At 62.0% G+C, this 15,828-nt stretch carries 23 protein-coding genes; 12 read left to right on the forward strand and 11 right to left on the reverse strand.

The window, feature by feature from the left end; all coding sequences use genetic code 11:
• Position 1: 1 nt before the first annotated feature.
• The 10 genes from E8E91_RS03240 to E8E91_RS03285 all read right to left on the reverse strand — a co-directional run bounded on the left by E8E91_RS03240 (position 2) and on the right by E8E91_RS03285 (position 5,513).
• The gene (locus E8E91_RS03240; RefSeq protein ID WP_280374581.1) at positions 2–295 is read right to left on the reverse strand and encodes an ArsR family transcriptional regulator; all 294 of its coding nucleotides are present in this window, start codon (positions 293–295) and stop codon (positions 2–4) included.
• Complete coding sequence (locus E8E91_RS03245; protein ID WP_280374582.1) at positions 292–585, reverse strand: DUF2730 domain-containing protein; 294 nt, start codon at positions 583–585, stop codon at positions 292–294. Before E8E91_RS03245 ends, E8E91_RS03240 begins: the two co-directional genes overlap by 4 nt.
• Positions 582–800, reverse strand: a complete 219-nt coding sequence (locus tag E8E91_RS03250) for a TraR/DksA C4-type zinc finger protein (protein WP_280374583.1) — start codon at positions 798–800, stop codon at positions 582–584. Before E8E91_RS03250 ends, E8E91_RS03245 begins: the two co-directional genes overlap by 4 nt.
• 6 nt (positions 801–806) lie before the next feature.
• Positions 807–1,415 (reverse strand): lysis protein, encoded by a 609-nt coding sequence (locus tag E8E91_RS03255; RefSeq protein ID WP_280374584.1) that lies wholly within the window; start codon positions 1,413–1,415, stop codon positions 807–809.
• A 177-nt stretch (positions 1,416–1,592) separates the two neighbouring features.
• Complete coding sequence (locus tag E8E91_RS03260) at positions 1,593–1,811, reverse strand: hypothetical protein (protein ID WP_280374585.1); 219 nt, start codon at positions 1,809–1,811, stop codon at positions 1,593–1,595.
• The gene (locus E8E91_RS03265; protein WP_280374586.1) at positions 1,808–2,308 is read right to left on the reverse strand and encodes a structural protein; all 501 of its coding nucleotides are present in this window, start codon (positions 2,306–2,308) and stop codon (positions 1,808–1,810) included. The genes E8E91_RS03260 and E8E91_RS03265 overlap by 4 nt, the downstream gene beginning before the upstream one ends.
• 111 nt (positions 2,309–2,419) lie before the next feature.
• Complete coding sequence (locus E8E91_RS03270) at positions 2,420–3,643, reverse strand: hypothetical protein (protein WP_280374587.1); 1,224 nt, start codon at positions 3,641–3,643, stop codon at positions 2,420–2,422.
• Positions 3,627–4,649, reverse strand: coding sequence for a nucleoid-associated protein (locus E8E91_RS03275; RefSeq protein WP_280374588.1), 1,023 nt, complete (start codon positions 4,647–4,649; stop codon positions 3,627–3,629). The genes E8E91_RS03270 and E8E91_RS03275 overlap by 17 nt, the downstream gene beginning before the upstream one ends.
• Positions 4,650–4,683: 34 nt before the next feature.
• A complete protein-coding gene (locus E8E91_RS03280; RefSeq protein WP_280374589.1) occupies positions 4,684–5,106 on the reverse strand; it encodes a hypothetical protein in 423 nt (140 codons plus the stop codon).
• Positions 5,107–5,114: 8 nt separating this feature from the next.
• Positions 5,115–5,513 (reverse strand): XRE family transcriptional regulator, encoded by a 399-nt coding sequence (locus E8E91_RS03285; RefSeq protein WP_280374590.1) that lies wholly within the window; start codon positions 5,511–5,513, stop codon positions 5,115–5,117.
• A 122-nt stretch (positions 5,514–5,635) separates the two neighbouring features.
• On the opposite strand from E8E91_RS03285, the gene E8E91_RS03290 reads away from it, so the two are divergent.
• Positions 5,636–5,866 (forward strand): DNA-binding protein, encoded by a 231-nt coding sequence (locus E8E91_RS03290; RefSeq protein ID WP_280374591.1) that lies wholly within the window; start codon positions 5,636–5,638, stop codon positions 5,864–5,866.
• A gap of 28 nt (positions 5,867–5,894) precedes the next feature.
• On the opposite strand, the gene E8E91_RS03295 is transcribed toward E8E91_RS03290, so the two are convergent.
• On the reverse strand, positions 5,895–6,110 hold the full coding sequence (locus E8E91_RS03295; protein WP_280374592.1) for a hypothetical protein: 216 nt from the start codon (positions 6,108–6,110) through the stop codon (positions 5,895–5,897).
• A 126-nt stretch (positions 6,111–6,236) separates the two neighbouring features.
• Here E8E91_RS03295 and E8E91_RS03300 point away from each other — a divergent pair, with 126 nt between their 5' ends.
• From E8E91_RS03300 to E8E91_RS03350, 11 genes are all read left to right on the forward strand, one after another.
• Positions 6,237–6,716 carry a hypothetical protein gene (locus E8E91_RS03300; RefSeq protein WP_280374593.1) on the forward strand — a complete coding sequence of 160 codons (480 nt, stop codon included), beginning with the start codon at positions 6,237–6,239 and terminating at the stop codon, positions 6,714–6,716.
• Positions 6,713–7,027, forward strand: coding sequence for a hypothetical protein (locus tag E8E91_RS03305; protein WP_280374594.1), 315 nt, complete (start codon positions 6,713–6,715; stop codon positions 7,025–7,027). Before E8E91_RS03300 ends, E8E91_RS03305 begins: the two co-directional genes overlap by 4 nt.
• Before the next feature lie 16 nt (positions 7,028–7,043).
• Positions 7,044–8,042 carry a hypothetical protein gene (locus E8E91_RS03310; protein ID WP_280374595.1) on the forward strand — a complete coding sequence of 333 codons (999 nt, stop codon included), beginning with the start codon at positions 7,044–7,046 and terminating at the stop codon, positions 8,040–8,042.
• Complete coding sequence (locus E8E91_RS03315; RefSeq protein WP_280374596.1) at positions 8,042–9,841, forward strand: integrase; 1,800 nt, start codon at positions 8,042–8,044, stop codon at positions 9,839–9,841. Before E8E91_RS03310 ends, E8E91_RS03315 begins: the two co-directional genes overlap by 1 nt.
• A 9-nt stretch (positions 9,842–9,850) precedes the next feature.
• Positions 9,851–11,086, forward strand: coding sequence for an AAA family ATPase (locus E8E91_RS03320; protein ID WP_280374597.1), 1,236 nt, complete (start codon positions 9,851–9,853; stop codon positions 11,084–11,086).
• A 2-nt stretch (positions 11,087–11,088) separates the two neighbouring features.
• Positions 11,089–11,460, forward strand: a complete 372-nt coding sequence (locus E8E91_RS03325) for a hypothetical protein (protein WP_280374598.1) — start codon at positions 11,089–11,091, stop codon at positions 11,458–11,460.
• Positions 11,457–12,095 carry a DUF3164 family protein gene (locus tag E8E91_RS03330; RefSeq protein ID WP_280374599.1) on the forward strand — a complete coding sequence of 213 codons (639 nt, stop codon included), beginning with the start codon at positions 11,457–11,459 and terminating at the stop codon, positions 12,093–12,095. Before E8E91_RS03325 ends, E8E91_RS03330 begins: the two co-directional genes overlap by 4 nt.
• Before the next feature lies 1 nt (position 12,096).
• Positions 12,097–12,546: a regulatory protein GemA gene (locus E8E91_RS03335; protein WP_280374600.1), complete on the forward strand. Its 450-nt coding sequence runs from the start codon at positions 12,097–12,099 to the stop codon at positions 12,544–12,546.
• A complete protein-coding gene (locus E8E91_RS03340) occupies positions 12,543–12,908 on the forward strand; it encodes a Mor transcription activator family protein (protein ID WP_280374601.1) in 366 nt (121 codons plus the stop codon). Before E8E91_RS03335 ends, E8E91_RS03340 begins: the two co-directional genes overlap by 4 nt.
• 318 nt (positions 12,909–13,226) lie before the next feature.
• Positions 13,227–14,549 (forward strand): amino acid permease, encoded by a 1,323-nt coding sequence (locus E8E91_RS03345; protein WP_280374602.1) that lies wholly within the window; start codon positions 13,227–13,229, stop codon positions 14,547–14,549.
• The gene (locus E8E91_RS03350; protein WP_280374603.1) at positions 14,542–15,822 is read left to right on the forward strand and encodes an aminotransferase class III-fold pyridoxal phosphate-dependent enzyme; all 1,281 of its coding nucleotides are present in this window, start codon (positions 14,542–14,544) and stop codon (positions 15,820–15,822) included. The genes E8E91_RS03345 and E8E91_RS03350 overlap by 8 nt, the downstream gene beginning before the upstream one ends.
• Positions 15,823–15,828 lie beyond the last annotated feature (6 nt).

The following is a 15,828-nucleotide window of genomic DNA, read 5'->3' on the forward strand; positions in this document are numbered from 1 at the left end:
GTCAGGCCCCCGGGCGCTTGATGCCGGGCACGCGGGCGCGGCCGGCGGCGATGTCCTGGCCGCGCTCGGTCAGGGTGGCCACCAGCACCGGGCCAATGTCTTCGAGGGACACCGCGCCCTGTTCGGACAGCCACTGCAGCTCGGTCTTCACCTGGTCACGGCTGACGCTGTGGCCGAAGTTGTCCAGGGCGGCATTCAGCACTGAGCTGTTGGCGCGGTAGGCCGGCATCTCCACCAGCAGGCGCAGGATCACCAGGCGCATGTCCTGGCGCAGGAATTCGGCGTATTGGCTCATGCTTTTTCTCGCAGCAGGTAATCGTTGATTCGGTCGACAGCCCGGGAAATGGCCTGCATGCCGGCCAGCTCGGCGCGCACGGCCTTCATGTCGCCCAGTAGTTCGGTGATAGCGGTGTGGTCTGGCAGGTGGCGGATGCGCTCCTCCAGGGCGACGATGCGCGTGCGCAGCTCCAGCAGTTCCTTGGCGCTGGCGGCCTGGCGATTGGTCAACCAGGTGTAGATACCGAGCACGGTGAGGATCAGCCATTGCACGGTCTGGAAGCCGAAGCTGAGTTCGTTCAGGTTCATCGCATCCCTCGCTTCTGCAGGTGCTCCAAGGTGGTTTGGCACTCGGCGCAATGCTCAGTACCGGGCACCGCCTGACGGCGAGCTTCCGGGATGGCATCGCCGCACTCCTCGCAGCGGTAGGCCGACGGTCCGGAGTTGCGCTGGAGCCCGGATTCGCGGGCGGCCAGCGCCGCTTCGGTGAAGTCGTTTTCTTGCGCCAGGTCGGCTACATCCATATGCGGTCAGTCCTTGTGCTGATAGGCGGCGAGTTGGGCTCGGATACCCAGGGCCCAGCGGCCGTAGTCCTGGGCGAAAGCGAGGATGTCTGCCGGGGTGACCCCGCTTTCCAGTAGTTCTTCCGCAGTACCGGGGGCGGGCCAGGCGGTTGCTGCATGGCCGGCGGCGTTGGCGCCTCCGGCAGGGGGGGACATTGGGGCTCCACCGAGTGCGAGGTTGATGTCGCGCACCCAGCCAGCAGTGAACACGCAGTGAGGGAGAGGAACAGGCTTGGCAGCAGGCGCCGGCAAGTAGACGGTGGTGACATTGGGAATGCGCTCCTGGAGCTGTTGGCGGGCATCCGCGAGCTGCTGCTGCGTCTGCAGCAGAAGTCGCTCGGATTCGGTGGCGCGGATGACTTGCTGGTGGTAGCGCAGCAGGCTTTCGTCAGCGGCGGTTTTGCCTTGGCTCGCATGCTCTTTCTGCAGCTTGGCCAGGGCAGAGTTGCCCAGCGCCTCGGCGTGGCGGTAGCCGAAGCCGTAGGCAATACCGGCGCCCGCTGCCGCGCTGACCAGGCAGGCCAACAAGCCGAGCGCCAGGCCAGACGGTAATGGCGTACTCAGTCGATCAAGCACGGCGAGACTTCCGGCGGTTTCGCTCCTTGCGTGCCTTGCGCCGCGCCGCCGGAACGCCCGACTTGCCGGGGCGCCCCATGCGCAGCGGTTGAGGACGGAACCAACTGGCGGCGGCTGGGTTCGGCCAAGCAGGTGTCAGCAACGACACCAGGTGCGTGAACAAGCGGGCGAGCAATCTCATTGCTCGTCCCCCTCATCCGGCCCTTGCTTCACCAGGCGGGCGACGAACAACAGGCTGGCCAGCACGCTGTTGAGCACGGCATAGGCTGCTGGAGAAAGCTGGGCCTGCCAGATCGGCAGCAGGGTGGCCTGCAGGAAGCCGAACAAGGCGATCAACGCGGCCAGTTGCACGCTGTAGAAGGTGTGGCAACGACGCCACTCGGCGATCAGCTTCATGCCAGCATCTCTGCCAAGCGACCGTGCTGTGCGCCTTTCTGGATGCCGGCCAGGGCCAAGCCATCGGCAATGATGGACTCGCCGTACCAGTGGCCGCCGGGCAGCGGGCCGGGGCCGTTCTCGTGGAAGACGATTGCCAGCACCAGGGCGCGCATGGTGTCGAAGTGGTAGACGTCGAGGGTCTCATCGTCCGGGCCGACGCCGAGGGCGCTGGCCACCTGGCGCACATAGGCGTCGGTGTTGTTCTCGAACGGTGGCGCCCAGCGCTGGATGATCTCCCGCACGCTGTCGATACGGCTGCCGTCACCGGCCCGGCGCTTGTCCTGGTAGGTGATCAGGATACGGGCAATGGCGCGGATGCCCCAACGGGAGCCATTGAACTGGACGAACTCGGTGTCGCCCTGAATCTGGGCCTGCCCCTGCCAGCGCACACCCTTGGCGTGGCGGATGTTGCCGGGGTTGTAGTTGCGGATACCGCGAGGGGTGTTGGGTCGCATGGCGCCTCCTGCCTATTCGGCGCCGCTGGGTGCGGGCGCCGGAAACGAACACGCCGCCATAATCGGCGGCGTGTGCAGGAGGGGCTTTTAATCCGGTTTAAAGACGAATTTTCATCGGGCTCTCTCCCGCCAATAGAGCGCTAACTGATATAGCCCGTACGTGGGTACACCAAGGGTGACACCCCAGATGATGCTTTGGAAAAAATGCAACTCAGGTACCGAGTACCAAAGCAGCATGCCTGTCGCAAATGCCAAGGCTGCCGCCACCAGGGTGCTTACTGTTCCGAGTAGGCGGTGCTGGTGCTGGTAGCGATCATCAAGCTGGCGGTAGTTACTCTTGAATTGATCAGCAACCGTCTTGTGCTTGCCCTGTATGAGCTCCCATTGCTGGTCAATTTCAAGCTTGATCGCTCGAAGTGTGTGGCGCTGATTGTTGATTAGCAGATTCATGAGGAGCGCAAATACTATCGCGCCGCTCCAGATCAACAGGTTCTTGATTGACCATGCCCTCCCATTCTCCATCTGCCCACCTATCAGGATCAGGGCTGCGGGAACTGCCAGAAGCTGGTTTTGGATGTCGGCAAAAACCTTGTTGAGCTTTGTGGTGAACTCCAGCTTCTCCTTCTCAACTTCGGCTTTGACTTTTTGGAAGGAAAATTCCGATACGTAGAGTTGGTAGCTGGAAACGACCTGGTCAACCAGTTGTTTGAAATTGGCTAATACTGAGGCGAAGGAAGTCTTCGTCTGGCCGCCAAATAGCTCGAAAAGAACCGAGCGCAGGATCGTGGCTTTCTGTTGTTTGTGCGTTGTGCTTTCTATGAAGTCGCTTTCGAATTCATCAAGCTGAGAAAGTTCTGCGAGGTCAGTCGCTTGGTAGCCCGCCGTGATTTCAAGCTTTTGTTGCTGGAGAAAAATCAGGCTGCTGGAGTTACCTACCTTGGTTTCGTGATCCGCAATCCCCCGCAATGCACGGAACAATTGTGCTGCCTGTTGATACCGGGCAATCGCGACTGGAATGTCCGCGTCGACTGCAGGGTGGGAGTAGCGCAAATCAGCTAGATAGAAACGTGCAGGAGGCTGAATACGCCGCTCCGCAGAAACCAGCAAGGCGTCCAACGACCAGAAAAAATTGTGGGGTGCGGAAAACTCCAGCCGTCGCTCTGCCGCCACCTCAGAGCTGCGAAGCCCCAGCGCATCAAGCTGATCAACGACCTGCTGAAAGTCCCAAGTTTCGGGCAACACACCTTCGATAAAACCACCCTCAATGAACTGGCTTTCGAGCATCTGTTGATGCAGCAGAACAGCCAGATCAAGGGGGTCATTCGGGAGCGCCATTGCCTTTTGCCTGACTAATTTTTTCGATCAGAGATGCGGGAGGTTGCCCGATAACCAGGTTTTCGGTGTCGGCATCATAGTCGACCCGACCATCCAGAACATCCTGGACATCAAAGCTGACGTTCACATTTCCGAATTTTTCGCTGATTCGTTTGAATCGAGTGTAGGTCTTGCGATGCGGCTCGAAGGTCTCGCTAACCGGAAACTCATTTTCCTTAACGAATTCGGTGAAGGAGTTCGGCTCTTGGTCGTTAATGATCCCTGACAAGGCGATCATGTTTACAGGCTCATGGTTGCGGCTCTTCTCGTCAAAGTACTCGTAGGTTTTCCTGCGGGCCTCGCGCTTCTGCTCGGGTGTCCAGCCCTTCTCAGCGGCATACGCATCAACTGCTTTGAGCGCTTGGTCAGTGTTACTTTTCGAGTCGGTGTATTCGGTACACCCCAGCGCCAAGCGGAAGTACCTAGTAACCTCATCCTGCCGGCCACTGCGCTTGATAAACGACAAGTAAGGCTGCTCATTGGCCTGCCATTTTTCCAGGTCAATTCGTGCAGCTTCATGCAGATGGTTGATGTCAAAGGCCAGTGATTCATTCAGTTCCAAGCTGTCTTGGTCAATGCCTGTACCCGTTCTAAGCTTGAGCATCACAATCAGCAGCCAATCTCTGCCCTGATTTTGATACCGCAAGTACAGCGCATACCCACCGGTTGCTGATGGGGCCCCTCCCATCTGAACTGCAATCAGGCGGCTAGTTGTTTTGGATAGTTGAACGACATCAATCGCACCCGCCAAGTATTGTTCCAGATGGTGCGGAAAGCGGAAAATCTCCTGATCCGGATCAAAGCAGCCATAGTTATTTGTCAGGTTGCCATAAACCTTCACTAGCTCATCAGCCAGTGAAGTCATGCGCTCATTCAGAGCTGACGGGTCATCTCGAAATGCCTCATCCACCACATCAGATCCGGCAACCTTTATGAGTCCTTGGATCACTGCTTCTCTGATTTCCATATAACGTCCTTGGAGGCGATGTTTTTTTTGCCAATCAACTCTTGAAAATACGGGCAAGAGCATTGCCCAACGCAGCTAGAACATCATCGCCGCACATCAGCCACCATTCACGGAGGAAGGACCAGAGGGTGTGGAGCATGAGCACTATGACAACGGACACGACTCCCAACTCCAACAGCATGTTGTGTCCATTCTCTTTGAACACCTGCAGCAATGCCCCCCAGACAAAGAATACTGCGAGGGTGAAAACTGCCATCTGCTCTTTGGCCTTCTTGTCCGCCATCTCCGCAACGCAGTGATTGCAGTGCACTCGTCCTCCCTGAACCATCCTGACCTCGCACCGCGTGCAGGGGCTTATGGTTAGTGAACGCAATTGCTCAGGTGTCAATTTGAGCTCCGCGTTCAGCTCATAGTAGTCGCGCCCCGCGATACGGTTGTTGTGTCCATTGCCCTGCATTTCCGACGTTACTCCTTGCCGTAAAAGTCCCTTCCCGCCACACGGTTTCCTGATCCCGTGACTACCTGAGTTCTGGCTCCTTGCTGCTCTGTGTTCGATGGCGGATTCGCGCCGGCTTTCAGCCCCGCAAGGGTCGCAGCTTTAACTGCAAGCGGTGCACACCTGAAGCAATCCACGAGTTCGTTTTCATCAGGCGTCAGCGAACTCGGACACCGTTCTCCCGTGACGATGTACTGGACGTCAGCACCCAGCCTGGCAATCGCCGCTAAATAGCCAGCCTTCGGCTGAGTCAGATCCTTTTCATAGTCGATCTGGCTCTTCTTCGTGGTTTCCGCCACTCCCGCAAACGCAGGCTGCGTAAAGCCAAGCCGCTCGCGCTCTTCCTTCAGTCGGGCACCTATGGTCACTAAAAACTCCCCAAAGGCATTGACAGGTAACGTTTTGGTTACCTAAAGTCGACATACACCAATCAGTTGCGCACCACACGACAACTGATTAGCAATCACAACGCACACAGGACCCCACTCCTATGAACGTTCCTTACCCGCTGCCGAACCGACAGCCCTACTCGGGTGACCGGGTCCGCGAGCTTTTCACAGCGGCAGGCATCTCGATCTCTTCATGGGCCGAGGCCAATGGCTACACCCGCCACCAGGTCTACTGCGTGATCGGCGGTCAGTTCAAAGGCACGCGCGGCAAGAGCCACGAGATCGCCCTGAGGCTGGGCATGAAGCTCTCCGTCGAGCAGCTCGTTGCGTGAGGTTCGCCATGCCACATTTCCTAACCGGCTACCGCAGCACCTCCAGCGTGCGCAACAGTCGCTGCTCCGCCAGACGTACCGCGCCGTCTTTGTCCGGCAGATTCGAAAGCCTCGTGAGATCCGCCATGAAGGCAGGTCTGCTCAAGGCCCCCGTACTGGACAAGTGCTGCACCAGCAGAGCGAAAGCCCCTTCCAATGCCGCCAGGCTGCCCGCGTGTCGATCCAATCGCTCGTGCGTTTCCATTCCGATGGTACCCCGTGTCGCCATCAATTTACCTCAATCAATTGAGCATGGCGCAATGCCATTGCCAATTACCAAAGCCGGATTTTGTTTGGAAGCCCCTTCTGGCAAAGGCTGGGAGTGCTTCCAATGAGCCCCCGTCAGTGGAAACGAGTGCAGCCGGTCAACCTGCGCGACGCCCTGAAACTCTGCCAACAGCATGCCAAGGAACGCTTCAACCACGGCATCGAGCGCATCGCCGCGCTGATGGGGCTGGAGGACCACTGGGCGCTCTACAAGTGGATCGCCAACGGGCGCATGCCGGCTGTGTTGATCCCGGCCTACGAGCAGGCCTGCGGCATCAACTTGGTGACCCGTTGGCTGGCCGGCAGCAGCGGCAAGCTGCTGATTGACGTACCGACCGGCCGGTCCACCAGCGCGCATGACATCCAGGCCCTGCAGGCGGTACTGCACGAAACCACCGGCCAACTGATGGCCTTCTACTCCGATAACGCCGAAGCCAGCGCCACCTTGGCGGCCATCCAGGCCGGCCTAGAGGAGCTGGCCTGGCATCGCGGCAATGTGCAGCAGCACGCCCAGCCGCAGCTTGAACTGGGAGATCAGCCGTGAGCGACGACAAATACACCAGCGAGCAGGTGCAGCGCGTGCTGCGCGTGATGCTGGCCCTGGCCGGCAACGAGTTCCGGGGCATGACCCTGAAGGAGGTGGCCAGCGCCGCCGAGTGCAGCAATGACAACGCCCTGCGCGCCCTGGAGAACCTGCGTACCGCCGGCCTAGCCGAGCGCACGACCTACGACGACAAGCGTTGGATGCTTGGCCCGAGGTTGGTCCAGGTGTCATTCGCCTTCGATTCCGCCCTGCAGAAAGCCCAACGTGAACTGGACGAGCGCCGCCAGCGCTTCACCCGCACCCCCACCTGATTGAAGGAAGCAGTACATGGCCCGCAAAGCGAGCACCACGGAGACTCAACCCATGGCCGAGATCAACCAGGACGCCTTCCACGAGGAAGCCGGCGCCTTGGGAATGCTCGGCGCCATCGCCCAGGGCATCCAGGACGAGCGCGACCTGGTCAACCAGCTGCTTGGTCAAGCCCAGATGGCCGGTGCATTTGAAGATTTTTCCCGCACCGTGCGGACTTCCAAACTGGCACACGTCAAGGAAAACAAGCTGTATCGGGCATTAGCCGGCATGAAAAGCCCGCACGGTGCGGAAAATCTACGTGGGACTTGGGAGGAGTTCTGCGGTCTGCTGGGGCGCTCGGTTGACCAAGTGGATCGCGATATCACCAACCTCCGCGCCTTCGGCGAAGAAGCCCTCGAATCCATGTCCCGCATGGGCATCGGTTACCGCGAGCTGCGCCAGTACCGCAAACTGCCTGAGGACCAGAAGGAAGCGCTAATCGAGGTGGCCAAGTCCGGCGACAAGGATGCCTTCGTCGAGATGGCCGAGGAACTGATCGCCCAGCATGCCAAGGAAAAGGACGACCTGACCCGCAAGCTGGATGACGCCCAGCATGACTACGACGCCCTGTCCAAGGTCGAGGCCGACACCAGCAAGAAGCTCCGCGACACCAAGCTGCAGCTGGAGCGCGCACAACTGCGCACCGCGCCTTGGAGCGAGAAGGTTGCCCCCTTCCAGGAAGAAATCGCCAAGCGCCAGTCGGTGATCGACGAATCGCTCGGCCGCCACCTCCAGGCCGTCGAGGCGCTCGATGCGTGGTGGCTGGGCGAGCTGTCCGGCAATCCGGACTACGACCCGGAATCCCCCGCCGAGATGCCGCTGGAGGTGCAGACCGTTCTGGTCGAGCTACACGACTCGATCAATCGCGCTGCCCACCTGGTGGCATCCGCCCGCAACGAACTCTTCAACCGCTTCGGCTCAGAGCTGACCAAGGCACGCCAGCACCTGCTGGAACTGGACGAGCAATCTGCCTGATGGACACCAAGGGAGTGGTCGACATGGCTATGACGCCGGATATCCAGGAGTACCTGATGGGGCTCGCTCGGCGCCTTGAGGCGTCCGACTGGGGCGGCCGAGGGGTGGTCATGGCGGACGCCGAGGAGTTCCTCGGCTGGTCGCAGGCCACTATCTATCGAAATCTCAAAGCTGTCTGTGGCTGGAAGTCGGAGCGCAAGGCGCGCTCCGACAAGGGCTCGACCAGCGTGGCGGGTGAGGCACTGCAGATGCTCGGTGCCATGCAGCGCGAAAGCCTGCGCGACAACGGCAAGCAGACGCTGTTCACCACCACAGCGCGCTCGATCCTGGAGCAGAACGGCATTCACCTGGGCGTCAGCAACGCCCACCTCAACCGGCTGATCGCCGCGCGTAGCCTGAATGTGGCAAGCCAGCGCCAAGTGGACCCGGTGCAGTCCCTGCGGGCGCCGCACCCGAACTACCTCCATGAGGTCGACCCGTCGCTGTGCCTGGTGTACTACCTCAAGGGCCGCCAGCACATCATGCGCGAGCGCGAGTTCTACAAGAACAAGCTGGAGAACTTCGCCAAGGTAAAGCTGAAGGTCTGGCGCTACGTGCTCTATGACCGTGCCAGCGGCGCCCTGGCGACCTGGTACTGCGAATCCGCAGGCGAGAGCCAGCACGCGCTGTTCGAGTTTCTGATGTACGCCTGGAGCAAGCAGGAGGGCCGCCTGCTGCACGGCGTGCCCAAGTTCCTGCTGTGGGACAAGGGCTCGGCCAACACCAGCAACGCGATCAAGAACCTGCTGAAGCACCTGGATGTGGAGCCCCTGGAACACAAGGCGGGCAACGCTCGGGCCAAGGGCGGTGTGGAGGTCGGCAACAACATCGTCGAAACCCAGTTCGAGAGCCGCCTGCGCTTCCAGCCGGTGAACGACATTGCCGAGCTGAACGCCGCTGCCCAAGCGTGGGCCGAGGCGTACAACGCCAACCTGGTTCCGAATCAGGACACCCGCCTGCGCCGTGCTGGCATGGTCGAACCGGTGGCGCGCTATGACCTGTGGCAGTTGATCCGCGCCGAACAGATGCGCCTATTGCCACCGGTCGATGTCTGCCGCGCGCTGATGACCAGCCGCGAGGTGGAGCGCAAGGTCAACCCCGACCTCACCATTCAGTTCAAACACCCAAGCGCCGAAGCATCCGCCTACTACAGCGTGCGCGGCCTGGACGGCATCACGGTGGGCAGCTTTGTCAGCATATGCTCCCTGGTGTACGGCGAATGCGCCATCCAGGTGGAGGTGCCGCGCTACGACGGCGAGACCCTCGTCTACCGGCTGGAGCCGATCCGCGACTACGACGTGTTCGGCCAGCGCCTGGATGCCGCCGTGCCCGGCCAGGAGTTCAAGTCCCAGCCGGAGACGGCCATCGAACACGCCGCCAAGGCGATGGACGAGCTGGCCTACCCCGGTCAGGACGCCGACCAGGCCAGGGTGAAGAACGTCACCCCATTCGGTGGCCAGCTCGACGCACACCAGCACCTCAAGCAGGTGGAGCACCCAACCTACCTGCAGCGCCAGGGCAGCACCATCGAGACACCGGAACACCTGCGCTCCGACGTACCGAAGCTCTCGGCCATGCAGGCCATGTTGCGAATTGCCCAGGCTATCGGCCGCAACCTCACCGCCCAGGAAAATTCCTGGCTGCGCAGCACCTTCAAGGACGGCGTACCGGAAGACCAGGTCAACGCCCTTATCGAACAGTTCACCCGGCCGGCCGTTGTTCCTCCGGCCTCCAACGTCACCGGCCTGCGGGCCGTGTAGGAGCACACCATGCAGATGAAATTGAAGCGGGTCCTTGTCGACCTCGGCATTCCGCAAAGCGAACTGGCCGCCTCCCTGGAGAAACCGGACGGCCAGCCCCTTAGCCAGGCCGCCGTGGCCCAGTTGGTCAACCACGGCCAGTGGCCGAAGACTCTGGACCGGGGCGGCCTGGAGCAACGGATCAAGCAAATGCTGTTCGCCCGTGGGGCGAACGATGACCACATTCGCGACCTGTTCGTGATGGAAGAAGCCGATGCAGCGCCAGTCTTGGCGGGCGACGCTGCATCGGCGCTCAGCAATGCCAACAGCAAAGAGAGCGACACCATGCTACTACGGAAGTACACCCTGACCCCCGAAGCCAAACGCCATTTCCGTCTGCCTCGCGACCCGTTCACCTACGAGATGCAGTCCGGTGAGGACGTGTTCCTGTCGGATGACATCCGCTATGTGCGTCAGGCGATCCGCCAGACCGCGAAGCATGGCGGCATGCTGGCGGTGATCGGTGAGTCCGGGGCCGGCAAGTCCACGCTGCGTGAGGATCTGGCCGAGTGGGTCCAGGTGAACCAGGAGCCGATCACCATCATCGAGCCCTATGTCCTGGGCAGCGAGGACAACGACCGCAAGGGCAAGCCGCTCAAGTCCATCGACATCATCAGCGCCGTGATCCGCACCATCGCCCCCGGCGACAAGGCGCGCGGCAGCCTGGAGGACCGCTCTGAGCAGATGCACCAGCTGCTGAAGAGCCAGGTGGGCAAGAAGCACGTGCTGATCATTGAGGAAGCACACGGCCTGTCCGAGGCGACCATCAAGCACCTGAAGCGCTTCTACGAGATCAAGAGCGGCTTCAAGCAATTGCTGTCGATCATCCTGATCGGCCAGACCGAATTGGACGTCAAGCTGTCCGAGAACAACGCGGCCGTGCGGGAGGTAGTGCAGCGCTGCGAAAAGATCTGGCTGCAGCCCCTGGACAGCAATGTCGAGGCGTACCTGAAGCACAAGTTCGCGCGGATGGACGTGGACTACCTGGACGTGTTCGATCCTTCGGCCTTTGCCGAGATTCGTCACTGCCTGCGCAGCACTGTCCCCGTGGGACGCGGGCCGAACCGTAGCGCCCAGACTACGTCGTTGTGCTACCCACTGGCGGTGAACAACCTGGTCAGTGGAGCCATGAACGAGGCAGTGAAGGTTTGCGAGCCGAAGGTGACCGGTGAGCTGATCGCCGCCGCTGTGCGGGCGGGGGTGTGACCATGGCCGTCATTCAATTTAAGCCGGCCGGGGCACCGCAAGAATCGCCAGCACCAGCACCAGCACCAGCACCAGCAGCGCATCACGCGCTGCCAGTCTGCACCGTGCTGACTCCCGAACTGGCCCAAAAGCTCGCCGCCGTCAATGCGGTGAGCCGGAGCCTACGGGAGGCCGGGGTGCAGATCGCGGCCACCGTGGTCCTCGATCTCACCATTCTCATCGAGGCCGAAAGCTCCGACCGGCTGGCCGCTGTGTTCAGCAAGCGGTGGCAGGGAGCGCACTGGACCACCTGCGGGATGTACACCCGCAACGTCGTCTCCATTGAAGGCGTGCGCATCGCCTGGCTGACCCCGGTGAAGGAGCAGGATCGATGAGCATAGAGACCCAACAATCTCCGGCTCTTGTTATTCCCGCCGGCTTCGTCATGAACGCGGCTGGCCACTTGGTGCCGGAGCACCAGGTGCGCGAGCACGACAAGCTACGCGACCAGGTCGCCCGCGACCTTTCCGCTGAAGCCTTGACGATCTGTGAGGCGTTGACCCGATTCAAGAGCAAGGCCCTGGCCGACATCGACGACCTGATCGCGATCTCCAGTCAGCGCTTCGGCGTCAAGCTGGGGGGACAACGGGGCAACGTCTCCATCACCACCTATGACGGCCAGTTCAAGATCGAGCGCGCCATGGCGGATCGGCTCACCTTCACCGAGGAGATTCTTGCGGCGAAGGAGTTGATCGACATCTGTATCCGCAAATGGAGCGACGGAGCCAACCCACACCTCCGCGTCCTGGTCGACCGTGCCTTTAGTGCCGGCCGCCACGGCCAAATCAAGACCAATGACATCCTTGGTCTGTTGCGCCTGGAGATCGACGACCCAGACTGGAAGGTGGCGATGGATGCCTTGAAGGAAGCCATCCAGGTGAATGGCAAGGCCGTTTACGTCCGCGTCTATCAGCGGGTCGGCAACACCGAACGGTACGAAGCCATCAACCTGAACATCGCGGCGGTGTGAAATGAAGTCGGCACCGTCCAAACCGAACCGGCTGCGTCTGATCAAGCTGATACATGTCGCTCGCCGTGATCTGCAGATGGACGATGATACCTATCGCCTGATGCTGACCAGCATGAAGGGCTTGGACGGCGCCACCTCCACCGCTGACTTGAGCATTCCAAACCTCTATCGGGTCCTGGAACAGCTCAAGCAGAAGGGGTTCAAGATCCGTCCAAGTAAGACGACCAAACGGCCGCCGGCTGGTGACCCTCAGTCCAGGAAGATCCGTTCGCTGTGGCTGACCCTCCGTGATCAGGGCGTTCTGCACGACCCGTCCGAAGACGCCCTGGTCCGGTTCGTCCAGGGCTTGACCGGGGTGGAAGCTCTGCAGTGGCTCACCTCTGAGCAGGCCAGCCAGGTGATTGAGGCCATGAAGAAATGGAGCGCTCGCGTTGAACAGGAGGAGGTATGAAGAGCGACAGTCGTAGCCCTGCTGGAGACTTGCTGAATGATCTAGCCGTCCAGGTGTCAGTCGCGGCCGTGGAAGCCTTTGGCGTCTCGGAGGAGGCCGCCGACGCACTGGGTACCGATGTCGCCATGCGCATGATCGAGCAATGGGGCGGCCAGCAGCTTTACATGCCCAAAGGCGTGCGCATCGAAGCGTCCCGTCTCCACCACCAGATCTACCAGGAATGGAGGGGACGCAACCATCGAGAGTTGGCGCGGAAGTACGGCTTCTCGCTCCAGTTCATCTACCGAGTAATTAAGGCGCTGCGGAAGGCAGACCTCGATAGCCGTCAGCGCGATATGTTCAGCCCGGCCAGCAATGACTGACCGGGCCTCCCGCCATTGCACCATTCCCAATCGGGTTTGATTTCCTATCCCTAACTGGCCCAGCCTATCCCGGACTATCCCAGGTTTTTCTCACAGTGCCCCTAGGGTTTATCTCATCCCCTCTCAACTCGCGCCGGCCATCGCCGACTTCGGCACATACCCTGTAGGGGCGAATTCATTCGCCAAGCGGGCCGCAGGTCCGCCCCCGCTCCACTTTGCGCATTCCTGATATCGCCACGCCTTCCCCCGCCTTAACGTTTCTCCGGCAGGCACGGGGCTCCCGTGCCCGCTCGACAACAACAATAAGGAACCACCGCCATGCTCAAGAAAGCTGTACTCGGCTGGCCCCAGATCGCGGGGCTCGGTATCTCGCTGGTGATCGCCGGCCAGTTCTCCGGTTGGAATTTCGGCCTCGCCGACAACGGCTGGGCCAACATGCTCCTGGCCACCCTGCTGATGGCCGCGCTGAGCTGTGGGCTGGCGCTGTGCATCAGCGAGCTGTCCACCGCCATGCCCCATGCCGGCGGCGTATTCGCTTACGCGCAAAGCGCCTTCGGCCCCTTCGTCGGCTACCTGGTGGGCTCGGCCTGCGCCCTGGCGCTGACCATCGGCACCGGTGCCGCCGCCACCTTCGTTGCCTCCTACATGGAATCGGTATTCGGCTTCGGCGGCTGGCCGGTGAAGCTGGCGCTGTTCGCCCTGATCATCGGCGTGCATATCCGTGGCGTCGGCGAGGCCCTGGGGTTCACCCTGCTGGCCGGCGCCATCGCTGCCGCGACGCTGCTGGTGTTCGGCGCCGCCATGGTGCCGCACCTGGACGTCGCCAACCTGACCGGCACCGCCGGCAGCTTCGGTGACGCCCTCAGCCTGCGCGGCATCTTCGCCTGCGTCCCCTTCGCCATCTGGATGTTCATCTGCATCGAGCAGGTCAGCTCCGCCGCCGAGGAAGCGGCCGATCCGGGCCGCAGCATGTCCCGCGGCATCATCGCGGCCGTCGCGACGCTGTTGCTGACGGCCATTACCGTGCTGATCTGCGCACCGGGCGCAGCGGGCGTGCAGGTGGTGGGTTCGGCAGCGGACCCGCTGTACGCCGCCATGACCCACAGCGGCGGCCATGACGAATCGAGCTGGCTGGCCCAACTCGTGGGCATCGGCGCCATCTGCGGCCTACTGGCCACCTTCTTCTCGGTGGTGTATTCGGCGTCCCGCCAGCTGTTCGCCCTCTCCCGCGACGGCTACCTCCCGGCCGCGCTGACACGCACCAATCGCCGTGGCTCGCCCTATGTCGCACTGCTGTCACTGGCCGCCGTCGGCCTGCCGCTGACCCTGGTCAGCCCGGAAAAACTGCTGCTGTGCGTGGTGCTGCTGCTCTGCACCTGCCACTTGTTCCTGTTCGCTGCCTACATCCGCATGCGCCGCACCCATGCCCACCTGGCGCGGCCATTCCGCCTGCCCGGCGGCCCGGTGATCGCGAGCATCGGCATGCTGCTGACGCTGATGGTGATCGCCGCCTGCTTCCAGCTGGAAGTCGAAATGCTCAGCGCCCTCGCCTTGCTGGCCGTCCTGCTGGTCATCAACTACCTGGTGCGCGCCTCGCGCGGCGCCAAGCCCATTGCCTCGGAGAATCCCGACCATGTCTGAACTGGACCTTCTGCAACGTCGCCACCGCGCCATGGGCGACCAGTCACCGCTGTTCTACGACCAGCCACTGCACTTGGTGAAGGGCCAGGGCGTGTGGCTCTTCGATGAGAGCGGCAAGCGCTACCTGGACGTCTACAACAACGTGCCCTGCGTGGGCCATTGCCACCCGCGCGTGGTGGAAGCCATGGCCAGCCAGGCGGCCACCCTGAACATCCACACCCGCTACCTGAACGACCGCATCGTCAGCTACGCCGAGCGCCTGACCGCCACGTTCGACCCGTCGCTGGACTGTGTGATGTTCACCTGCACCGGCAGCGAGGCCAACGAACTGGCCCTGCGCATGGCCCGGTTCTGCACCGGCGGCAAGGGGGTGATCGTCAGCAGCTACAACTACCACGGCAACACCACCAGCCTGGCCGAGGTGACCACCGCCCTGCCGAGCTCCGAGCCCTTCTCGCCCTTCGCCCGTGCGGTGCCGATTCCCTGCCTGTACCGGGCGCCGGCAGGCACCAGCGCGGCCGAACTGGCCGACCAGTACGTTGCCCAGGTGGCCGAGGCCATCGACTCGCTCAAGGCCCAGGGCGTCCAACTCGCGGCGATGCTGATCGACACCCTGTTCGCCAACGAGGGCTTGCCGCGCCTGCCCGCAGGCTATGTAGAGCGCATCGCCGCGCTGGTCCACGAGGCCGGGGGCCTGTTGATCGTCGACGAAGTACAGGCCGGTTTCGGCCGCACCGGCGAGCACATGTGGGGCCACCAGGCCCACGGCGCGGTGCCGGACATCGTCACCCTGGGCAAACCCATGGGCAACGGCTTCCCCCTGGCCGGGCTGGTAGCCAGCCGCGAGCGCGTGGAGGCCTTCGGTGGACGCAACCTGTACTTCAACACCTTCGGCGGTTCGCCGGTGGCCGCCGCCGTGGGCAGCGCGGTGCTGGACGTGATCGAGGACGAACAGCTGCTGCGCAACGCCCGCGAAGTGGGCGCGCACCTGGCCAACGGGCTGGAGCGCCTGGCGGGCCAGCACTCGATCATCGGCGACGTGCGTGGCAAGGGCCTGTTCTTCGCCGTCGAGCTGGTGCGCGACCGTCATGCCAAGACGCCGGCAGGCGCCGAAGCACGCCGGGTGGTCAACCAGATGCGCCAGCGCGGCGTGCTGATCAGCAAGATCGGCCAGGACGACAACCTGCTGAAAATCCGCCCGCCGCTGGTGTTCTCCCGCGCCGATGCGGACCTGTTCATCGACACCCTCGACTCTGTCCTTCGCGAACTCTGAGGCCAT

This window comes from Pseudomonas sp. BN515, assembly GCF_029873155.1.
Lineage (GTDB): Bacteria > Pseudomonadota > Gammaproteobacteria > Pseudomonadales > Pseudomonadaceae > Metapseudomonas.

What these genes read in the sequence shown, in the direction of transcription:
- E8E91_RS03330 (WP_280374599.1), top strand. Translation starts at nt 11,457, where the DNA reads ATGAGCATAGAGACCCAACAATCTCCGGCTCTTGTTATTCCCGCCGGC.
- E8E91_RS03245 (WP_280374582.1), bottom strand. Translation starts at nt 585, where the DNA reads ATGAACCTGAACGAACTCAGCTTCGGCTTCCAGACCGTGCAATGGCTG.
- E8E91_RS03240 (WP_280374581.1), bottom strand. Translation starts at nt 295, where the DNA reads ATGAGCCAATACGCCGAATTCCTGCGCCAGGACATGCGCCTGGTGATC.
- E8E91_RS03280 (WP_280374589.1), bottom strand. Translation starts at nt 5,106, where the DNA reads ATGCAGGGCAATGGACACAACAACCGTATCGCGGGGCGCGACTACTAT.
- E8E91_RS03310 (WP_280374595.1), top strand. Translation starts at nt 7,044, where the DNA reads ATGGCCCGCAAAGCGAGCACCACGGAGACTCAACCCATGGCCGAGATC.
- E8E91_RS03350 (WP_280374603.1), top strand. Translation starts at nt 14,542, where the DNA reads ATGTCTGAACTGGACCTTCTGCAACGTCGCCACCGCGCCATGGGCGAC.
- E8E91_RS03300 (WP_280374593.1), top strand. Translation starts at nt 6,237, where the DNA reads ATGAGCCCCCGTCAGTGGAAACGAGTGCAGCCGGTCAACCTGCGCGAC.
- E8E91_RS03315 (WP_280374596.1), top strand. Translation starts at nt 8,042, where the DNA reads ATGGACACCAAGGGAGTGGTCGACATGGCTATGACGCCGGATATCCAG.
- E8E91_RS03335 (WP_280374600.1), top strand. Translation starts at nt 12,097, where the DNA reads ATGAAGTCGGCACCGTCCAAACCGAACCGGCTGCGTCTGATCAAGCTG.
- E8E91_RS03325 (WP_280374598.1), top strand. Translation starts at nt 11,089, where the DNA reads ATGGCCGTCATTCAATTTAAGCCGGCCGGGGCACCGCAAGAATCGCCA.
- E8E91_RS03270 (WP_280374587.1), bottom strand. Translation starts at nt 3,643, where the DNA reads ATGGCGCTCCCGAATGACCCCCTTGATCTGGCTGTTCTGCTGCATCAA.
- E8E91_RS03260 (WP_280374585.1), bottom strand. Translation starts at nt 1,811, where the DNA reads ATGAAGCTGATCGCCGAGTGGCGTCGTTGCCACACCTTCTACAGCGTG.
- E8E91_RS03295 (WP_280374592.1), bottom strand. Translation starts at nt 6,110, where the DNA reads ATGGAAACGCACGAGCGATTGGATCGACACGCGGGCAGCCTGGCGGCA.
- E8E91_RS03275 (WP_280374588.1), bottom strand. Translation starts at nt 4,649, where the DNA reads ATGGAAATCAGAGAAGCAGTGATCCAAGGACTCATAAAGGTTGCCGGA.
- E8E91_RS03250 (WP_280374583.1), bottom strand. Translation starts at nt 800, where the DNA reads ATGGATGTAGCCGACCTGGCGCAAGAAAACGACTTCACCGAAGCGGCG.
- E8E91_RS03345 (WP_280374602.1), top strand. Translation starts at nt 13,227, where the DNA reads ATGCTCAAGAAAGCTGTACTCGGCTGGCCCCAGATCGCGGGGCTCGGT.
- E8E91_RS03320 (WP_280374597.1), top strand. Translation starts at nt 9,851, where the DNA reads ATGCAGATGAAATTGAAGCGGGTCCTTGTCGACCTCGGCATTCCGCAA.
- E8E91_RS03265 (WP_280374586.1), bottom strand. Translation starts at nt 2,308, where the DNA reads ATGCGACCCAACACCCCTCGCGGTATCCGCAACTACAACCCCGGCAAC.
- E8E91_RS03340 (WP_280374601.1), top strand. Translation starts at nt 12,543, where the DNA reads ATGAAGAGCGACAGTCGTAGCCCTGCTGGAGACTTGCTGAATGATCTA.
- E8E91_RS03290 (WP_280374591.1), top strand. Translation starts at nt 5,636, where the DNA reads ATGAACGTTCCTTACCCGCTGCCGAACCGACAGCCCTACTCGGGTGAC.